13 protein-coding genes are annotated in these 14,526 nt (G+C 55.3%); 8 read left to right on the top strand and 5 right to left on the bottom strand.

What is annotated here, in order from left to right:
• Window positions 1-177: 177 nt before the first annotated feature.
• A complete protein-coding gene (soxS, locus tag AAGR08_RS16980; protein ID WP_097095203.1) occupies window positions 178-609 on the bottom strand; it encodes a superoxide response transcriptional regulator SoxS in 432 nt (143 codons plus the stop codon).
• A gap of 98 nt (window positions 610-707) precedes the next feature.
• Here soxS and soxR point away from each other — a divergent pair, with 98 nt between their 5' ends.
• The 4 genes from soxR to AAGR08_RS16960 all read left to right on the top strand — a co-directional run bounded on the left by soxR (window position 708) and on the right by AAGR08_RS16960 (window position 5,318).
• Window positions 708-1,184, top strand: a complete 477-nt coding sequence (gene soxR, locus AAGR08_RS16975) for a redox-sensitive transcriptional activator SoxR (protein WP_008109977.1) — start codon at window positions 708-710, stop codon at window positions 1,182-1,184.
• A gap of 44 nt (window positions 1,185-1,228) precedes the next feature.
• A complete protein-coding gene (locus AAGR08_RS16970; RefSeq protein ID WP_097095202.1) occupies window positions 1,229-1,894 on the top strand; it encodes a glutathione S-transferase in 666 nt (221 codons plus the stop codon).
• 300 nt (window positions 1,895-2,194) lie between these two features.
• Window positions 2,195-3,544 (top strand): NCS2 family permease, encoded by a 1,350-nt coding sequence (locus tag AAGR08_RS16965; RefSeq protein ID WP_097095201.1) that lies wholly within the window; start codon window positions 2,195-2,197, stop codon window positions 3,542-3,544.
• A gap of 124 nt (window positions 3,545-3,668) precedes the next feature.
• A complete protein-coding gene (locus AAGR08_RS16960) occupies window positions 3,669-5,318 on the top strand; it encodes a Na+/H+ antiporter (RefSeq protein ID WP_097095200.1) in 1,650 nt (549 codons plus the stop codon).
• A 136-nt stretch (window positions 5,319-5,454) separates the two neighbouring features.
• Here the strand turns inward: AAGR08_RS16960 and AAGR08_RS16955 are convergent, their stop codons facing one another.
• A complete protein-coding gene (locus tag AAGR08_RS16955; protein WP_097095199.1) occupies window positions 5,455-6,357 on the bottom strand; it encodes a LysR family transcriptional regulator in 903 nt (300 codons plus the stop codon).
• A 104-nt stretch (window positions 6,358-6,461) separates the two neighbouring features.
• On the opposite strand from AAGR08_RS16955, the gene AAGR08_RS16950 reads away from it, so the two are divergent.
• The 3 genes from AAGR08_RS16950 to AAGR08_RS16940 all read left to right on the top strand — a co-directional run bounded on the left by AAGR08_RS16950 (window position 6,462) and on the right by AAGR08_RS16940 (window position 8,240).
• Complete coding sequence (locus AAGR08_RS16950; RefSeq protein ID WP_097095198.1) at window positions 6,462-6,884, top strand: CidA/LrgA family protein; 423 nt, start codon at window positions 6,462-6,464, stop codon at window positions 6,882-6,884.
• Entirely contained in the window at window positions 6,877-7,572 is a 696-nt protein-coding gene (locus AAGR08_RS16945; RefSeq protein WP_097095197.1) for an LrgB family protein, read from the top strand. The genes AAGR08_RS16950 and AAGR08_RS16945 overlap by 8 nt, the downstream gene beginning before the upstream one ends.
• Before the next feature lie 122 nt (window positions 7,573-7,694).
• On the top strand, window positions 7,695-8,240 hold the full coding sequence (locus AAGR08_RS16940; protein WP_345827419.1) for a YfaZ family outer membrane protein: 546 nt from the start codon (window positions 7,695-7,697) through the stop codon (window positions 8,238-8,240).
• An 81-nt stretch (window positions 8,241-8,321) separates the two neighbouring features.
• Here AAGR08_RS16940 and actP read toward each other — a convergent pair whose 3' ends face one another.
• From actP to acs, 3 genes are all read right to left on the bottom strand, one after another.
• Entirely contained in the window at window positions 8,322-9,974 is a 1,653-nt protein-coding gene (gene actP, locus AAGR08_RS16935) for a cation/acetate symporter ActP (protein WP_345827418.1), read from the bottom strand.
• Window positions 9,971-10,300 (bottom strand): DUF485 domain-containing protein, encoded by a 330-nt coding sequence (locus AAGR08_RS16930; RefSeq protein ID WP_097095194.1) that lies wholly within the window; start codon window positions 10,298-10,300, stop codon window positions 9,971-9,973. Before AAGR08_RS16930 ends, actP begins: the two co-directional genes overlap by 4 nt.
• A gap of 297 nt (window positions 10,301-10,597) precedes the next feature.
• Window positions 10,598-12,553, bottom strand: coding sequence for an acetate--CoA ligase (acs, locus tag AAGR08_RS16925; protein ID WP_097095193.1), 1,956 nt, complete (start codon window positions 12,551-12,553; stop codon window positions 10,598-10,600).
• A gap of 583 nt (window positions 12,554-13,136) precedes the next feature.
• Here acs and gltP point away from each other — a divergent pair.
• Window positions 13,137-14,438, top strand: a complete 1,302-nt coding sequence (gene gltP / locus AAGR08_RS16920; RefSeq protein ID WP_097095192.1) for a glutamate/aspartate:proton symporter GltP — start codon at window positions 13,137-13,139, stop codon at window positions 14,436-14,438.
• The last annotated feature ends 88 nt before the right edge of the window (window positions 14,439-14,526 follow it).

The following is a 14,526-nucleotide window of genomic DNA, read 5'->3' as shown; positions in this document are numbered from 1 at the left end:
GGAGCCCTTCTGGCCGTCTTACTGCAAACAAGAAAGTGTGACTTGGCTCACATTATATCACTCGATTTTAAATTTTGAACAAAATTTATACCTTGTATGGTAGAAATTTTTTCATCGAAGAGGGAGGAATTGGTGGGCAAAAAGAGAGGTGCGCCCGCTTGGGGCGCGCAGAAAAGGTTAGCTAACCGGGCAGCACTCGCCGGTTGTACGTTGGGCAAAACTGTTCATGCTGCTCTCGACGCAGTCAAAACTGAGCAAACGTGGACGCTGCATCATCGCCTGACGACGCATGGTATGACGATAAGCGGTCGGCGTTTGCGAGAACTGACGGCGGAACACGCGTGAGAACGTCTGCTGCGAATCGTAGCCGTACTGCATGGCGATATCGAATACCGGGCGCTGGGTTTGACGCAGCGCTTCTGCGGCCAGCGTCAGACGACGTTCGCGAATATAGCCACCCAGCGTCTGTTTCGTGACGGCACGGAACATACGCTGCAGATGCCATTTTGAGTAACCTGATTTTGCTGCGACTTCATCAATTGACAGCGCTTTATCCAGATTCTGATCGATCCAGTGGGTCAGCGAATGAATGATTTCCTGTTGCATCATAGCCTCATCCTTCTGATGGTTAATACCTGGTTAGAAATTCGTAGTTTTGCTGGGGTGCGAGTATAATTCCTCAAGTTAACTTGAGGTAAAGGCCCAAAATGAAAAAAGAACGCAATTACCCGAAGCCGGTGCTGACGCCGGGTGAAGTGGCGAAACGCAGCGGTGTGGCGGTCTCGGCGCTGCACTTCTATGAAACCAAGGGATTGATTTTTAGCTCACGCAACGGCGGTAATCAGCGCCGCTACAGCCGAGATGTGTTGCGCCGCGTGGCGATCATTAAAATTGCGCAGCGCATTGGCATTCCGCTGGCAACGGTGAGCGATAGCCTGACGCACGTGCCGGCCAATAAGCGTATGTCGACGCAGGAGTGGGATGCGCTAACGCAGCACTGGCGTGAAGAACTGGATAAGCGCATCGAAACCCTTACGCGTTTACGTAACGATCTTGATGGCTGCATCGGCTGCGGCTGTTTATCGATGCGTGACTGCCCGCTACGCAATCCCGGTGACCGCCTGGGCGAACAAGGTTCGGGTGCGGTACTGCTCGATCCTGAACAAGACGAGCAGAAACGGTAATCGACTATACTTGCCGGGACACTTTTACCGGCAAGGAAAACCGTATGATCACCGTTCACCATCTGGAAAATTCCCGCTCGCACCGCGTGTTATGGCTGCTGGAAGAGCTCTCGGTGCCTTACCAAATTAAACGTTATCAGCGTGAAAACAGCCTGCTGGCGCCTGATTCCTTAAAGAAAGTCCATCCGCTGGGTAAATCCCCGGTGATCACCGATGGCAATCGGGTTATTGCCGAATCGGGCGCTATTCTCGAATATCTGCAAATGCGCTATGACAGTGAACATCAGCTGGCCTTGAGTGATGAGGATGAACAGATTCAGTCGCGTTATTGGCTCCATTACGCCGAAGGATCGCTCATGCCGCTGTTAGTGATGAAACTGGTGTTTGCTCAGCTGGGCAAGAAGCCGGTGCCGTGGCTGCTGCGTCCAGCGGGCATCGCGCTGAGTAAGGGCATTCAAAAGGCCTGGCTGAACAAACAGCTGGCGTTGCACGGCAGCGTCATCGAACAGCATCTTAGCCAGCACGCTTATTTTGCCGGTTCACGTTTTAGTATCGCCGATGTGCAGATGAGCTTCCCGCTGCTGGCGCTGCAGATGCGCGGTTCACTGCGTGAGATGCCCGCCACCGCACGCTGGCTGGAAACCATGCAGCAGCGCGCCGCCTGGCAACGCGCCATTGAGCAGGGCGGCCCGATTCAACTGCAGAGTTGATTGAGGCCAGGTCGTCACGAATGACGCCCCTACAAAGCCCATGATCGTAGGGTCGCCATTCATGACGACCTGGGAACCCCATCGGCTGGATTTATCCTGCAATCCCCGCGATTAGTAGTTGAAAACACCATGCCAAACGCCAGATAATCGTTTGCCTTTTTTCCCTGTCTCTTTTTACCAACAGGAATACGCGGCGACGTAAACGTTTGCCTGGATTTTCACCATGAAAATCTCGCATCAGGGAGCAGCAAACGCGCGCCGTGCGGCAACTCACATCACAAAAAATATTGAGGAATGATTATGTCTGGTGAATCGCGCCCGGCCAGTGGAAAACTGGACGCCTGGTTCAACATCTCTGCACGCGGCAGCAGCGTGCGTCAGGAAATATTAGCGGGTCTGACGACGTTTCTGGCGATGGTCTACTCGGTTATCGTGGTCCCCAGCATGTTGGGCAAAGCGGGCTTCTCGCCGACGGCGGTGTTCGTTGCTACCTGTCTGGTCGCAAGCTTTGGCTCAATCATCATGGGCTTGTGGGCAAATCTGCCCATGGCGATTGGCTGTGCTATCTCACTGACCGCTTTCACTGCCTTTAGCCTGGTGCTCGGCCAGCACATTAGCGTACCGGTGGCGCTCGGCGCGGTGTTCCTGATGGGCTTACTGTTCACGCTGATTTCAGTGACCGGTATTCGCACGTGGATTCTGCGTAACTTACCGATGGGGGTGGCGCACGGCACCGGCGTGGGTATCGGCCTGTTCCTGATGTTGATTGCCGCAGACGGCATTGGTTTGGTGGTGAAGAACCCGGCGGCGGGCTTGCCGGTGGCGCTCGGCCATTTTGCTTCGTTTCCGGTGATCATGGCGCTGGTGGGACTGGCGGCCATTTTCGGTCTGGAGAAACGTCGCGTACCGGGCGGCATCCTGCTGACCATTATTGCGATCTCCATTATCGGTTTGATTTTCGATCCGGCGGTGACCTACCAAGGTCTGTTCGCCATGCCGAGCCTGAAGGATGCCAACGGTCAATCGGCGATGTTTAGCCTGGATATCATGGGTGCGCTGCAACCGGTCGTGCTGCCAAGCGTGCTGGCGCTGGTAATGACTGCGGTATTCGATGCCACCGGCACCATTCGCGCGGTAGCGGGGCAGGCGAATCTACTGGATAAAGAGGGCCAGATCATGAACGGTGGCCGCGCGCTGACCACGGATTCTGTCAGCAGCCTGTTCGCCGGTCTGGTGGGCGCATCACCCGCTGCGGTTTATATTGAATCGGCCGCAGGTACGGCGGCAGGGGGCAAAACCGGTCTGACGGCGATCGTGGTCGGTTTGTTGTTCCTGGTGATTCTATTTATGTCGCCGCTGGCGTATCTGGTTCCCGCTTACGCCACCGCCCCCGCGCTGATGTATGTTGGCCTGCTGATGCTCAGCAACGTGGCAAAAATCGACTTCAATGATTTCGTGGATGCGATGTCTGGGTTGCTGACCGCAGTCTTCATCGTGCTGACGTGCAACATCGTAACCGGCATCATGCTCGGCTTCGCTTCGCTGGTGATTGGTCGCCTGTTCGCGGGTGAATGGCGCAAGCTGAACGTTGGCACAGTGGTGATTGCTGTCGCGCTGGTGGTGTTCTACGCCGGTGGTTGGGCTATCTAAAAAACCAAGATTTTTCTCTTTCTGCTCCTCGCCGCACATCGGGTTGCCCGCTGTGCGGCGTTTTGTTTTACACTTTCCCACGCAACAACATCGCTTTAATGAAATTGATTCGCCTAAGGAAAGCATGGAAATCTTCTTTACTATTCTCATCATGACGCTGGTGGTTTCACTCTCCAGCGTGGCGGCACGTATTCTGCCGTTTCAAATTCCTCTTCCGCTGGTGCAGATTGCCGCCGGTGCGCTACTCGCTTTTCCCGTCTTCGGCCTGCATGTCGATTTTGACCCGGAACTGTTCCTCGTGCTGTTCATTCCGCCGCTGCTGTTCGCAGATGGTTGGAAAACGCCGATTAACGAATTTCTCCATCACGGTCGTGAAATCATGGGGCTGGCGCTGGTTCTGGTGCTGATCACCGTGGTCGGGATTGGTTACCTGATTTACTGGCTGGTGCCGGGCATTCCGTTGATTCCCGCCTTTGCGCTGGCGGCGGTGCTGTCGCCCACCGATGCCGTGGCGCTGTCCGGCATTGTCGGTGAAGGGCGTATCCCGAAAAAGATCATGTCGATTGTGCAGGGCGAGGCCCTGATGAACGACGCATCGGGCCTGGTATCACTCAAGTTTGCGGTGGCGGTCGCCATGGGCACCATGGTGTTTACGTGGGGCGGTGCCAGCGTTGAGTTTCTTAAAGTGGCCGTGGGCGGTTTGGTTGCCGGCGTCGCAATATGCTGGCTGTATGGTCGCTCGCTGCGCCTGCTGAGCCGCTGGAGCGGAGATGATCCGGCCACCCAAACCGTGCTGCTGCTGCTGTTACCGTTCGCCTCTTATCTGATTGCCGAACACCTTGGCGTGTCCGGCATCCTGGCCGCCGTGGCCGCAGGGATGACCATCACGCGTTCCGGCATTATCCGTCAGGCACCGCTCGCCATGCGTCTGCGTGCGAACAGCGTGTGGCAGATGCTGGAGTTTGTCTTTAACGGCATGGTGTTCCTGATGCTCGGCCTGCAGTTGCCAGACATCCTTTCCACGTCGATTGCCCAGGCACAAGCCGATCCCAATGTGGAACTGTGGATGTTGCTCACTGACGTCTTGTTGGTGTACGCCGCCCTGATGGTGGTGCGATTCGGCTGGCTGTGGATCATGAAGCGCACCAGTCAGCGCCTGCTGAAGAAAAAGCCGCTGGAGTTTACCAACTATTCGCTGCGCGAATTGCTGATTGCCTCTTTTGCCGGGGTGCGCGGTGCCATCACGCTGGCCGGTGTGCTGTCGATTCCGCTGTTCCTCAGCAATGGCGATCCCTTCCCGGCGCGCTATGAATTGGTGTTTATCGCCACCGGTGTGATTCTGGTTTCGCTGCTGGTCGGCGTTGTACTGCTGCCGATTCTGCTGCGCGATGTGGAAAGTATCGATAAGGTCGGTCATCGTCGTGAGATTCAGTTCGCGCGTGCCGCCATGGCGGGTGTGGCGATAGAGAGCCTGCACAAAATGGAGCAACGCCTCGAGAGTGACGCGGAAGAGAACATCGATCCCGAACTGCTGAAAGAAGTCAGTTTGCGGGTAATTGGTAATCTACGTCGCCGGGCGGAAGGCAAAAATGATATTGAGCAGGCGCAGTTTGCCGAAAACCTTGAGCGTCGTTTCCGCCTCAATGCGCTGCGAGCCGAACGTGCAGAGGTGTATCACCTGCGCGCGACGCAGGAAATCTCTAACGAGACGATGCAGAAACTGCTGCACGATCTTGATCTGCTCGAAGCGCTGCTGATAGAGAAAGAGGAATAGCGGCAAGCCTGTTTTTCACCTGTAGCGGCGCAATCCCGGTGCGCATGAATGCGCACCCTACGTAAACCCAGTCAGATAAACGTAGGGTCGCCATTCATGGCGACCGGTTCAGAACGTTACTGTGCTGCTGTTGTTTTCACACCGAAAGCCGCGGTGCCTTATCCGGCCAGTGTTCACGGCAGCACTCAATCCATGCCTGCGCACTGCGTGATAAGTAACTGCCTTCTCGCCAAATCAAGCCCAGGCTCCACTGCAGCTCCGAATCCAGCGGCAGCCACAGCAGCGACTGCTTATCCAGCCGCTGACAGATCGGTTCCGGCAAAATCGCCAATCCCATCCCCGCTTGCACCATTGATGCCAGAAAATCCCACTGCGCGCTGCGTAGCGCAATGTTCGGTGTTACGCCCAGACGTTGAAACGCTTTCATGATTTGGCGATTAAGTGCGAACTCTTCATTGAGGATCAGCAGCGGATGCCGGGCTAATTCAGCCAAACCTACTTTGCGATGCTGTAGCCAGCTTTCACTGCGCGGCAGCAATACGCACATCGGATGGTGCATCAACGCCAGCGTATTGAGCGGCAGCGCTGCATCAAGCGGCAGCGCGGTGAGGGCGATATCCAGCGCGCCGCTCAGCACCGCTTGTTGCGCGGTCAGCCCGCCAAACTCAGAAATTTTTAGCTGCACGCCAGGATAACGGCGACGAAAGGCGGAGATAGAACCCGCAATCTGCATGCCGACCATTGGCGGAATGCCCAGCCGCAGCTCACCGGTTTTTAGCTGGTTGATATCGCCTAACTCCGCCTCCAGCTGATGAAACTCCTGCAAAATCGCCAGCCCGCGCTGATAAACCGCCTGGCCACTGTCGGTCAGATGCAGCTTGCGCCCTTCACGCAGCAGCAAGGTGCAGCCCAGCTCCTCCTCCAGCTGTCGCAGCATTTTGCTGATGGTGGGTTGCGTCACGTACAGCTTCTCAGCGGCGCGGGTGAAGCTCTGCTGACGGACCACTTCAGTGAAGTAGCGCAAGGCTCGCACGTCCATACACATTCCTTTTTGGCATAGTTTGAATGATTTTAATTCATTTCTTTCACAGTTTGCGGCGGATTTATACTAAAGCCCTGAATTATTCATCGGGGTGAAAGGAAATGATGGCATTAAGTCCGCGCAGAACGGATCTCCTGCAACGCGCTTTCGTACCGCTGCAGCTGGTGCTGTATGTCGGATTGTTTATGTTTAGCGGCGAGCTGGTGAGCTGGCTGCATCTACCGCTGCCTGCCAATGTGGTTGGTATGGTGTTGCTGCTGGGACTTATCATGACGCACATTGTGCCGCTGCGCTGGGTGAAAGCCGGCGCCAACTGGCTGCTGGCCGAAATGCTGCTGTTCTTTATCCCGGCGGTGGTGGCGGTGGTGAATTACAGCGATTTATTGCGCAGTGAAGGCTGGCGTATCTGCGTGGTGATTGGCGTGAGCACCTTGCTGGTGCTGGCGTCGACCTCACTGGTGGTCGACCATTTATACCGTTTTGAACTGGCGCGCGCTGCACGCAAGCAGGCCCATCATGAATGATCTACTGATTAGCCTGCTGTGTCTGGGATTCACGCTGCTGGTCTATTACATCAACAAAGTCCTGTATCGTCGCTGGCGTACGCTGCTGCTCATGCCGCTGGTACTCACGCCGCTGGTGCTGGTCGCGCTGCTGCTGCTTACCCACGTGAGCTGGAAAAACTATATCGCAGAAAGTCACTGGCTGATTTGGCTGCTCGGCCCGGCAACGCTGGCATTTGCCGTACCGGTGTATGAGAACCTCGAGATCATCAAGCGCCACTGGCTATCGCTGAGCGTGGGCGTCGTCACCGCTACGCTGGTGGCGGTGTGCAGCTCGGTATGGCTGGCGCGTTTACTGGCGCTGCCGGAATCCATCCAGCGCAGCCTGGCAGTACGTTCGATTACCACACCGTTTGCGCTGGCGGCAGCACAGCCGATTGGCGGTCAGCCGGATCTGGTGGCGCTGTTTGTGGTGATCACCGGCGTGTTCGGTATGGCGGTGGGCGATGTTCTGTTCCTGCGTATTGCCATTAAGCAGGGCGTGGCGAAAGGCGCGGGCTTCGGTGCGGCATCGCACGGTGCAGGGACCGCGCGCGCTTATCAACTGGGTCAGCAAGAAGGGGTGGTCTCGAGCCTGGTAATGATGCTCTCCGGCGTGGTGACGGTCATTCTCGCGCCCCTGCTCAGTCATCTGCTTTGGGCCGCTTAAGAAGCGGCTCTTTTGCCCGTCGTAACCCATTTTTACGTAAAGCTTTCCAAATAATGTTGTCTCCCGCTGCCAGGCTGTTACCCTTGCCGCCGAATTATTGGTCCTTCATGGAGTGGAATCACATGTTAAAGCAACTTGTTACTGGAAGCGTATTGGGTCTGGCACTGCTGAGCAGCGGCGCACAGGCGATTGAGGGCAGTGTTGACGTGGGTGAGCACAGCACCAACCTGAACCTTGGTCTCGGTACTACCTCGCCAGGCCTGTTCCTGAAAGGCAACTGGCTGCGCAGCGATCACGATGGCAGCACCTATGGTGCCGGCCTGGGCTATAACATCGACGTGGGCGATTTCCGCATTGCGCCAACGGCGAAAGCGCTATTCACCCATCCGGAAGATGGTCGTGATGGCTTTACCGTAGCAGTGGGCGGCGGCGCGCAGTACAGCTTCAACAGCATGTGGGGACTGTATGGCGAATATTACTATGCACCGGAAGCGTTCTCCGATCGTCTGGATAGCTATCAGGAAGCGTCTGGTGGCCTGAGCTTCACGCCAATTTCGCTGCTGAACCTGCGTGTGGGTTATCAGTATATTGAGCTGAACAATAAGGGCAGCCGTAAAGATAACGTGCTGGTTGATGGGCCGTACATTGGCGCGTCACTGCGTTTCTAATGATGATATAACCAGGTGCGCATTAATGCGCACCCTACGCCGTAGGGTCGCCATTTATGGCGACCTGGTCAATTACCGCTCCTAGTGGGATTTACCCTGCGAAATTCCTATTCCCGTCTGCGAACGAATAAACTGTCCGCGGAAGCGAGCACGTTCCTCGGCACCGCGCGCCGAGTGGTCGGTGATAGAAAACAGCCAAATGCCGATAAACGCCGCCAGCATCGAGAACAGCGCTGGATACTCATACGGATAAATCGGCTTCTCATGCCCCAGCACCTGCACCCAAATGGTTGGGCCAAGGATCATCAATAGCACTGCCGTAATCAATCCCAGCCAGCCGCCAATCATCGCGCCGCGCGTGGTCAGTTTTGACCAGTACATCGAAAGCAAAATAATGGGGAAGTTACAGCTGGCAGCAATCGAGAACGCCAGACCGACCATAAAGGCAATGTTCTGTTTTTCAAACAGAATCCCCAGCGCAATCGCCACCACGCCTAATACCAACACGGTGATCTTCGAGATGCGCAACTCATCGCGTTCTGTCGCTTTACCTTCGCGGATTACGCTGGCATAGAGATCGTGTGACACCGCAGAAGCGCCCGCCAATGTCAGACCCGCAACGACCGCCAGAATGGTGGCGAAAGCCACGGCCGAGATAAAGCCGAGGAACAAGCTGCCGCCAACCGCATTCGCCAGATGGACCGCCGCCATGTTGGTGCCGCCGAGCAGGGCGCCGCTGGCATCTTTGAAGGCCGGATTCGATCCCACCAGTAATATCGCGCCGAAGCCGATAATAAAGGTCAGGAAGTAGAAGTAGCCCATAAAGCCGGTGGCCCAGAACACACTTTTACGCGCTTCACGCGCATCGGCCACGGTAAAGAAGCGCATCAGAATATGCGGCAAACCGGCGGTACCGAACATCAAGCCCAGCCCGAGTGACAGCGCCGATATCGGATCTTTCACCAGCCCGCCTGGCTGCATAATCGCTGCACCTTTCGGATGCACCGCCATGGCTTCGGTGAACAACGTATTGAAGCTGAAGCCGGTGGCTTTCATCACCATAATCGCCATAAAGCTGGCGCCAAACAGCAGCAGCACCGCTTTGATGATCTGCACCCAGGTGGTGGCCAGCATGCCGCCGAACAGCACGTACAGCACCATCAAAATACCCACCATCACCACCGCGATGTGGTAATCCAAACCAAACAGCAGCTGGATAAGCTTACCGGCACCGACCATCTGCGCAATCAGATACAGCGCCACCACGACCAGCGAGCCGCAGGCCGACAATGTACGGATGGGTTTCTGTGCGAGGCGATAGGAGGCAACATCAGCAAAGGTGTAACGACCGAGATTGCGCAGGCGTTCGGCAATCAAAAACAGGATCATCGGCCAGCCGACAAGGAAGCCGAGCGAGTAGATCAGCCCGTCGTAACCCGAGGAATAAACCAGGGCGGAAATACCGAGGAACGAGGCGGCGGACATAAAGTCACCGGCAATGGCCAGCCCGTTCTGGAAACCGGTGATATTACCACCGGCGGTGTAGTAATCGCTGCGCGAACGGGTGCGCTTGGATGCCCAATAAGTAATGCCGAGCGTCGCTGCCACAAACACCACGAACATAATAATGGCTTCATAGTTGGTGGCCTGACGCTGTACGGCGCCGGTTATCGCATCGGCGGCAAACACGCTGGCGGGCACAATAGCCAAAAACATCGAGAGCAAGCGCTTCATGATTTCACCTCGCTCAGGATCTGTTTAGTCAGACGGTCAAACTCGCCGTTGGCACGCCATACGTAGACGCCGGTCAGCACGAAAGACATCACGATGAGGCCGACGCCAATGGGAATACCCCGCGTCACGTTGGTACCTGCATGCAATGGCGTGCCCAGCCAGCCGGGCGCAAAGGCAATGAGCAGAATAAAGCCGACGTACAGCACCAGCATGATAATGCTAAGTAGCAACGCGAAGGCCTGACGTTTGTGCACCAGTTCGTGATAGCGCGGGTTATTTTCGATTTGTAGCCAGATTGCTTCCTGTTGTTCCAGGGTTTCGTTCATCACATTTTCTCCAGAGGCAAGGCAGACAGAAATCTCACAATAAAGTGATTTAACTGGCTGAATATTCTAGTTATATATACCCTTCATACTTCAAGCTACAGGTGCGTTGGCTGCGTATGCTCATCCCAGTCACTGACTTCAGTAAGCTCCTGGAATTCTCATCCTTGCCGCCTTCCTGCAGCTCGAATTATTTTGGGTATGGGTTGTGCGATGTTGAAAGGCATACGGCGTAAGGTAAAGGTGACGGAGAGTAACCTGCCGTGGACAGGCTGACACTCTCCGTCGGGACGATGCCGATTACGGCATAGTGATGGACTGTTTCTCCTCCAGCAATTTCTCTACCACGCCCGGATCGGCCAGCGTAGAGGTATCGCCGAGATTGCTGGTATCACCGGCAGCGATTTTGCGTAGAATGCGACGCATAATCTTGCCGGAGCGGGTTTTTGGCAGCGAGTCGGTCCAGTGCAGCACATCCGGCGTGGCAATCGGGCCAATCTCTTTTCGTACCCAGTTACGCACTTCGGTATACAGCTCTGGCGAAGGCTCTTCACCGTGGTTTAGCGTGATGTAAGCGTAGATCGCCTGGCCCTTAATGCTGTGCGGAATACCCACCACCGCGGCTTCGGCAATTTTTGGATGCGACACCAGCGCTGATTCGATCTCGGCGGTACCTAAGCGGTGACCGGAGACGTTGAGCACATCATCCACGCGGCCGGTGATCCAGTAATAGCCATCTTCATCACGGCGCGCGCCGTCACCGCTGAAGTAGCGATTTTTGAAGGTGGAGAAGTAGGTCTGCTCGAAACGATCGTGATCGCCATACAGCGTACGCGCCTGGCCTGGCCAGGAGTCGACGATCACCAGGTTACCTTCGGTGGCGCCATCCAGCTGATTGCCATCGTTATCGACCAGCGCCGGCTGCACGCCAAAGAAAGGTTTGGTGGCGGAACCGGCTTTCAATTCGGTGGCGCCCGGCAGCGGCGTGATCATAAAACCGCCGGTTTCGGTCTGCCACCAAGTATCGACGATCGGGCAACGGCTGTCGCCAATCTTCTTGTAATACCACTCCCAGGCTTCTGGATTGATCGGTTCACCCACAGAACCCATAATGCGCAAGCTGCTACGATCGGTGCCTTCAATCGCCTTATCGCCTTCGGCCATCAGGGCGCGGATCGCGGTCGGCGCGGTATACAGCAAGGTAACCTTGTGTTTATCCACCACTTCAGCCATGCGGCTCGGCTTTGGCCAGTTCGGCACGCCTTCAAACATCAGCGTGGTCGCCCCGCACGCCAGCGGGCCGTAAATCAGGTAGCTGTGACCGGTGATCCAGCCGACATCAGCGGTACACCAGTAGACATCATCAGGATGATAATCAAACACATACTTGAAAGTGCTGGCGGCATACACCAGATAACCGCCGGTGGTATGCAGCACGCCTTTCGGCTTGCCGGTGGAGCCGGAGGTATAGAGGATAAACAGCGGATGTTCGGCATCCACGGCAACCGGTTCATGCCGATCGCTGGCCTTTGCCACTAAATCGTGCCACCACAGATCGCGGCCTTCGCGCCAGCCGGTCTCTTTACCGGTGCGCTTGAACACCACCACATTTTTCACCGTGGTGACATTTGGATTGTTCAGCGCGTCATCAACGTTTCGCTTCAGCGGAATGCTGCGGCCGGCGCGAACGCCTTCGTCGGCGGTAATAATCAGTTTGGCATTGGAATCAACCACGCGTCCGGCAACCGCTTCCGGTGAGAAGCCGCCAAAAATTACCGAGTGCACCGCGCCAATGCGGGCGCAAGCCAGCATCGCGACGGCGGCTTCTGGCACCATCGGCATGTAAATCGCCACCACGTCGCCTTTTTTCACACCAAGGCTCACGAGCACATTGGCAAAGCGGCAGACGTCGCCATGCAGTTCGCGGAAGGTCAGGGTTTTGCTTTCGCTGGCGTCATCGCCTTCCCAAATAATCGCGGGATGATCGCCACGCGTTTGCAGATGGCGATCGAGGCAGTTGGCGGCGAGGTTCAGCGCGCCGTCTTCATACCAGCGAATCGAAATATTGCCGGGGGCAAAGGAGGTGTTTTTCACTTTGCTGTAGGGCTTAATCCAGTCGAGGATTTTACCTTGTTCGCCCCAAAAAGCGTCGGGATCGTCAACCGATTGTTGGTACAGCGCCGCATACTGATCGGCATTTATCAGGGCATTCGCTGCAATGGCAGCAGGTACGGGATGCTTGTGTATTTGGCTCATGGCTGACCTCCTTGAAGATGTTAATCATATGTCAATCAAAGGTTAAGGGAAGAGCGCAATAGGGCTTTGTTTCTGTTTTGTAGTCTGGATCACGACCTTTCCACCCGGCAAAATGCCCTTGAATCACTTGTTTAAAACGCTGCGTAAATTGCAGCTTGTGCTGCTCTAAGCCTACGAGATCTCTGCCACTGTTGTGCAAATAATCAGCAAACGCACCGGCGTGCTTTTTGCCCAGTTATGCATAGCTATGCGGAAACTTATCGAATTAACACTTTTCATAACAGCGAGTTATGGTCATTAACAAGCCTCAGCATTTTATGCTACTAACCTGAGTAAGATTTGCGCTATCGCGCCGGGGGTTGCATTTACCGTAGTGAAAATGGTACTTATCTCGGCCCTGTTCAGCAGGTATCTACTCAGGCTGCATCATTTCGCAGGCGCAAAATGCCTGCAAAGCGGTAAACGGCGCAGTCCACAATAACCTTCTATTTTTATCGGGCTTTTGCTCACTTCCCTGTGTGACATTTCTCCTGCACCTTCGCAGCAGAGCAAAGGGGTTTTTGACTTGAGGAAATAAAGCGTTATGAAAGGTTTTAAATTCACCCTTGCATGGCAGATTTTAGTTGCGCTGATTTTGGGCGTGATTGTAGGAACCGTGCTGCATAATCAGCCCGGCGAACGTGAATGGTTAATCACCAACATTCTGACGCCAGCCGGTGATATCTTTATCCATCTGATCAAAATGATCGTGGTGCCGATTGTTATTTCCTCGCTGATTGTCGGCATTGCCGGCGTTGGAGATGCGAAAAAGCTCGGACGTATTGGTGTCAAAACTATCATCTATTTTGAAGTGATTACCACCATTGCCATTGTGGTCGGCATTACGCTGGCCAACGTATTCCAACCCGGTAGCGGCATTGATATGTCAACGCTGGTAACGGTGGACATCTCTAAATACGAAGCGACAACGGCCGCCGTGCAGGACGCACCGCACGGCCTGGTGACCACCATCCTTTCGCTGATCCCGCAGAACATCTTCGCCTCGCTGGTGAAGGGTGACATGCTGCCGATTATCTTCTTCTCGGTACTGTTTGGTATGGGCCTGTCGGCGCTGCCATCGGAGCATCGCGATCCGCTGGTTACGGTATTCCGTTCTATTTCCGAAACCATGTTTAAAGTGACGCACATGATCATGCGTTATGCGCCGGTGGGTGTATTTGCGCTGATTGCGGTCACTATCGCCAACTTTGGATTTGCTTCGCTTTATCCACTCGCCAAGCTGGTGCTGCTGGTGTACGTGGCAATTCTGTTCTTTGCTTTCGTGGTGCTCGGCACCGTGGCACGCTTGTGTAAGCTGCGCATTACTACGCTGATGCGCATTCTGAAAGACGAGCTGATTCTTGCCTATTCCACCTCAAGTTCCGAAACCGTTCTGCCGCGCATTATGCAGAAGATGGAAGCCTATGGTGCGCCGAAAGCCATCACCAGCTTCGTGGTGCCAACCGGTTACTCGTTTAATCTCGATGGTTCAACACTGTACCAAAGCATTGCGGCGATCTTTATCGCCCAGCTGTATGGCATTGATCTGTCGCTCACCGACGAGATCATTCTGGTGCTGACGCTGATGGTGACCTCAAAAGGGATTGCTGGTGTGCCGGGTGTCTCCTTTGTGGTGCTGCTGGCGACGCTGGGCAGCGTGGGTATTCCGCTGGAAGGATTGGCGTTTATCGCCGGTGTTGATCGCATCATGGATATGGCACGAACTGCGCTGAACGTCATCGGTAACGCGTTGGCGGTACTGGTAATTGCACGCTGGGAAGACCAGTTCGACGCCAAACAGGCCGCTGCCTACGAGCAGCAGCTGCGTACGCAAAGCGCCAGTTAATTTGCCGGTGCGCATGAATGCGCACCCTACGTCATAGGGTCGCCATTCATGACGATCGGTATCCACAGAAACCCGCTTCGGCGGGTTT

The sequence above is a fragment of the Pantoea sp. BRR-3P genome (assembly GCF_039621635.1).
Classification (GTDB): Bacteria; Pseudomonadota; Gammaproteobacteria; order Enterobacterales; family Enterobacteriaceae; genus Pantoea; species Pantoea floridensis.
This window is presented reverse-complemented; position numbering and strand designations above follow the sequence as displayed.

Coding starts and splice junctions, on each gene's coding strand:
- soxS (WP_097095203.1), bottom strand. CDS start 609: ATGATGCAACAGGAAATCATTCATTCGCTGACCCACTGGATCGATCAG.
- gltP (WP_097095192.1), top strand. CDS start 13,137: ATGAAAGGTTTTAAATTCACCCTTGCATGGCAGATTTTAGTTGCGCTG.
- AAGR08_RS16930 (WP_097095194.1), bottom strand. CDS start 10,300: ATGAACGAAACCCTGGAACAACAGGAAGCAATCTGGCTACAAATCGAA.
- acs (WP_097095193.1), bottom strand. CDS start 12,553: ATGAGCCAAATACACAAGCATCCCGTACCTGCTGCCATTGCAGCGAAT.
- actP (WP_345827418.1), bottom strand. CDS start 9,974: ATGAAGCGCTTGCTCTCGATGTTTTTGGCTATTGTGCCCGCCAGCGTG.
- AAGR08_RS16940 (WP_345827419.1), top strand. CDS start 7,695: ATGTTAAAGCAACTTGTTACTGGAAGCGTATTGGGTCTGGCACTGCTG.
- AAGR08_RS16965 (WP_097095201.1), top strand. CDS start 2,195: ATGTCTGGTGAATCGCGCCCGGCCAGTGGAAAACTGGACGCCTGGTTC.
- AAGR08_RS16955 (WP_097095199.1), bottom strand. CDS start 6,357: ATGGACGTGCGAGCCTTGCGCTACTTCACTGAAGTGGTCCGTCAGCAG.
- soxR (WP_008109977.1), top strand. CDS start 708: ATGAAAAAAGAACGCAATTACCCGAAGCCGGTGCTGACGCCGGGTGAA.
- AAGR08_RS16950 (WP_097095198.1), top strand. CDS start 6,462: ATGATGGCATTAAGTCCGCGCAGAACGGATCTCCTGCAACGCGCTTTC.
- AAGR08_RS16970 (WP_097095202.1), top strand. CDS start 1,229: ATGATCACCGTTCACCATCTGGAAAATTCCCGCTCGCACCGCGTGTTA.
- AAGR08_RS16960 (WP_097095200.1), top strand. CDS start 3,669: ATGGAAATCTTCTTTACTATTCTCATCATGACGCTGGTGGTTTCACTC.
- AAGR08_RS16945 (WP_097095197.1), top strand. CDS start 6,877: ATGAATGATCTACTGATTAGCCTGCTGTGTCTGGGATTCACGCTGCTG.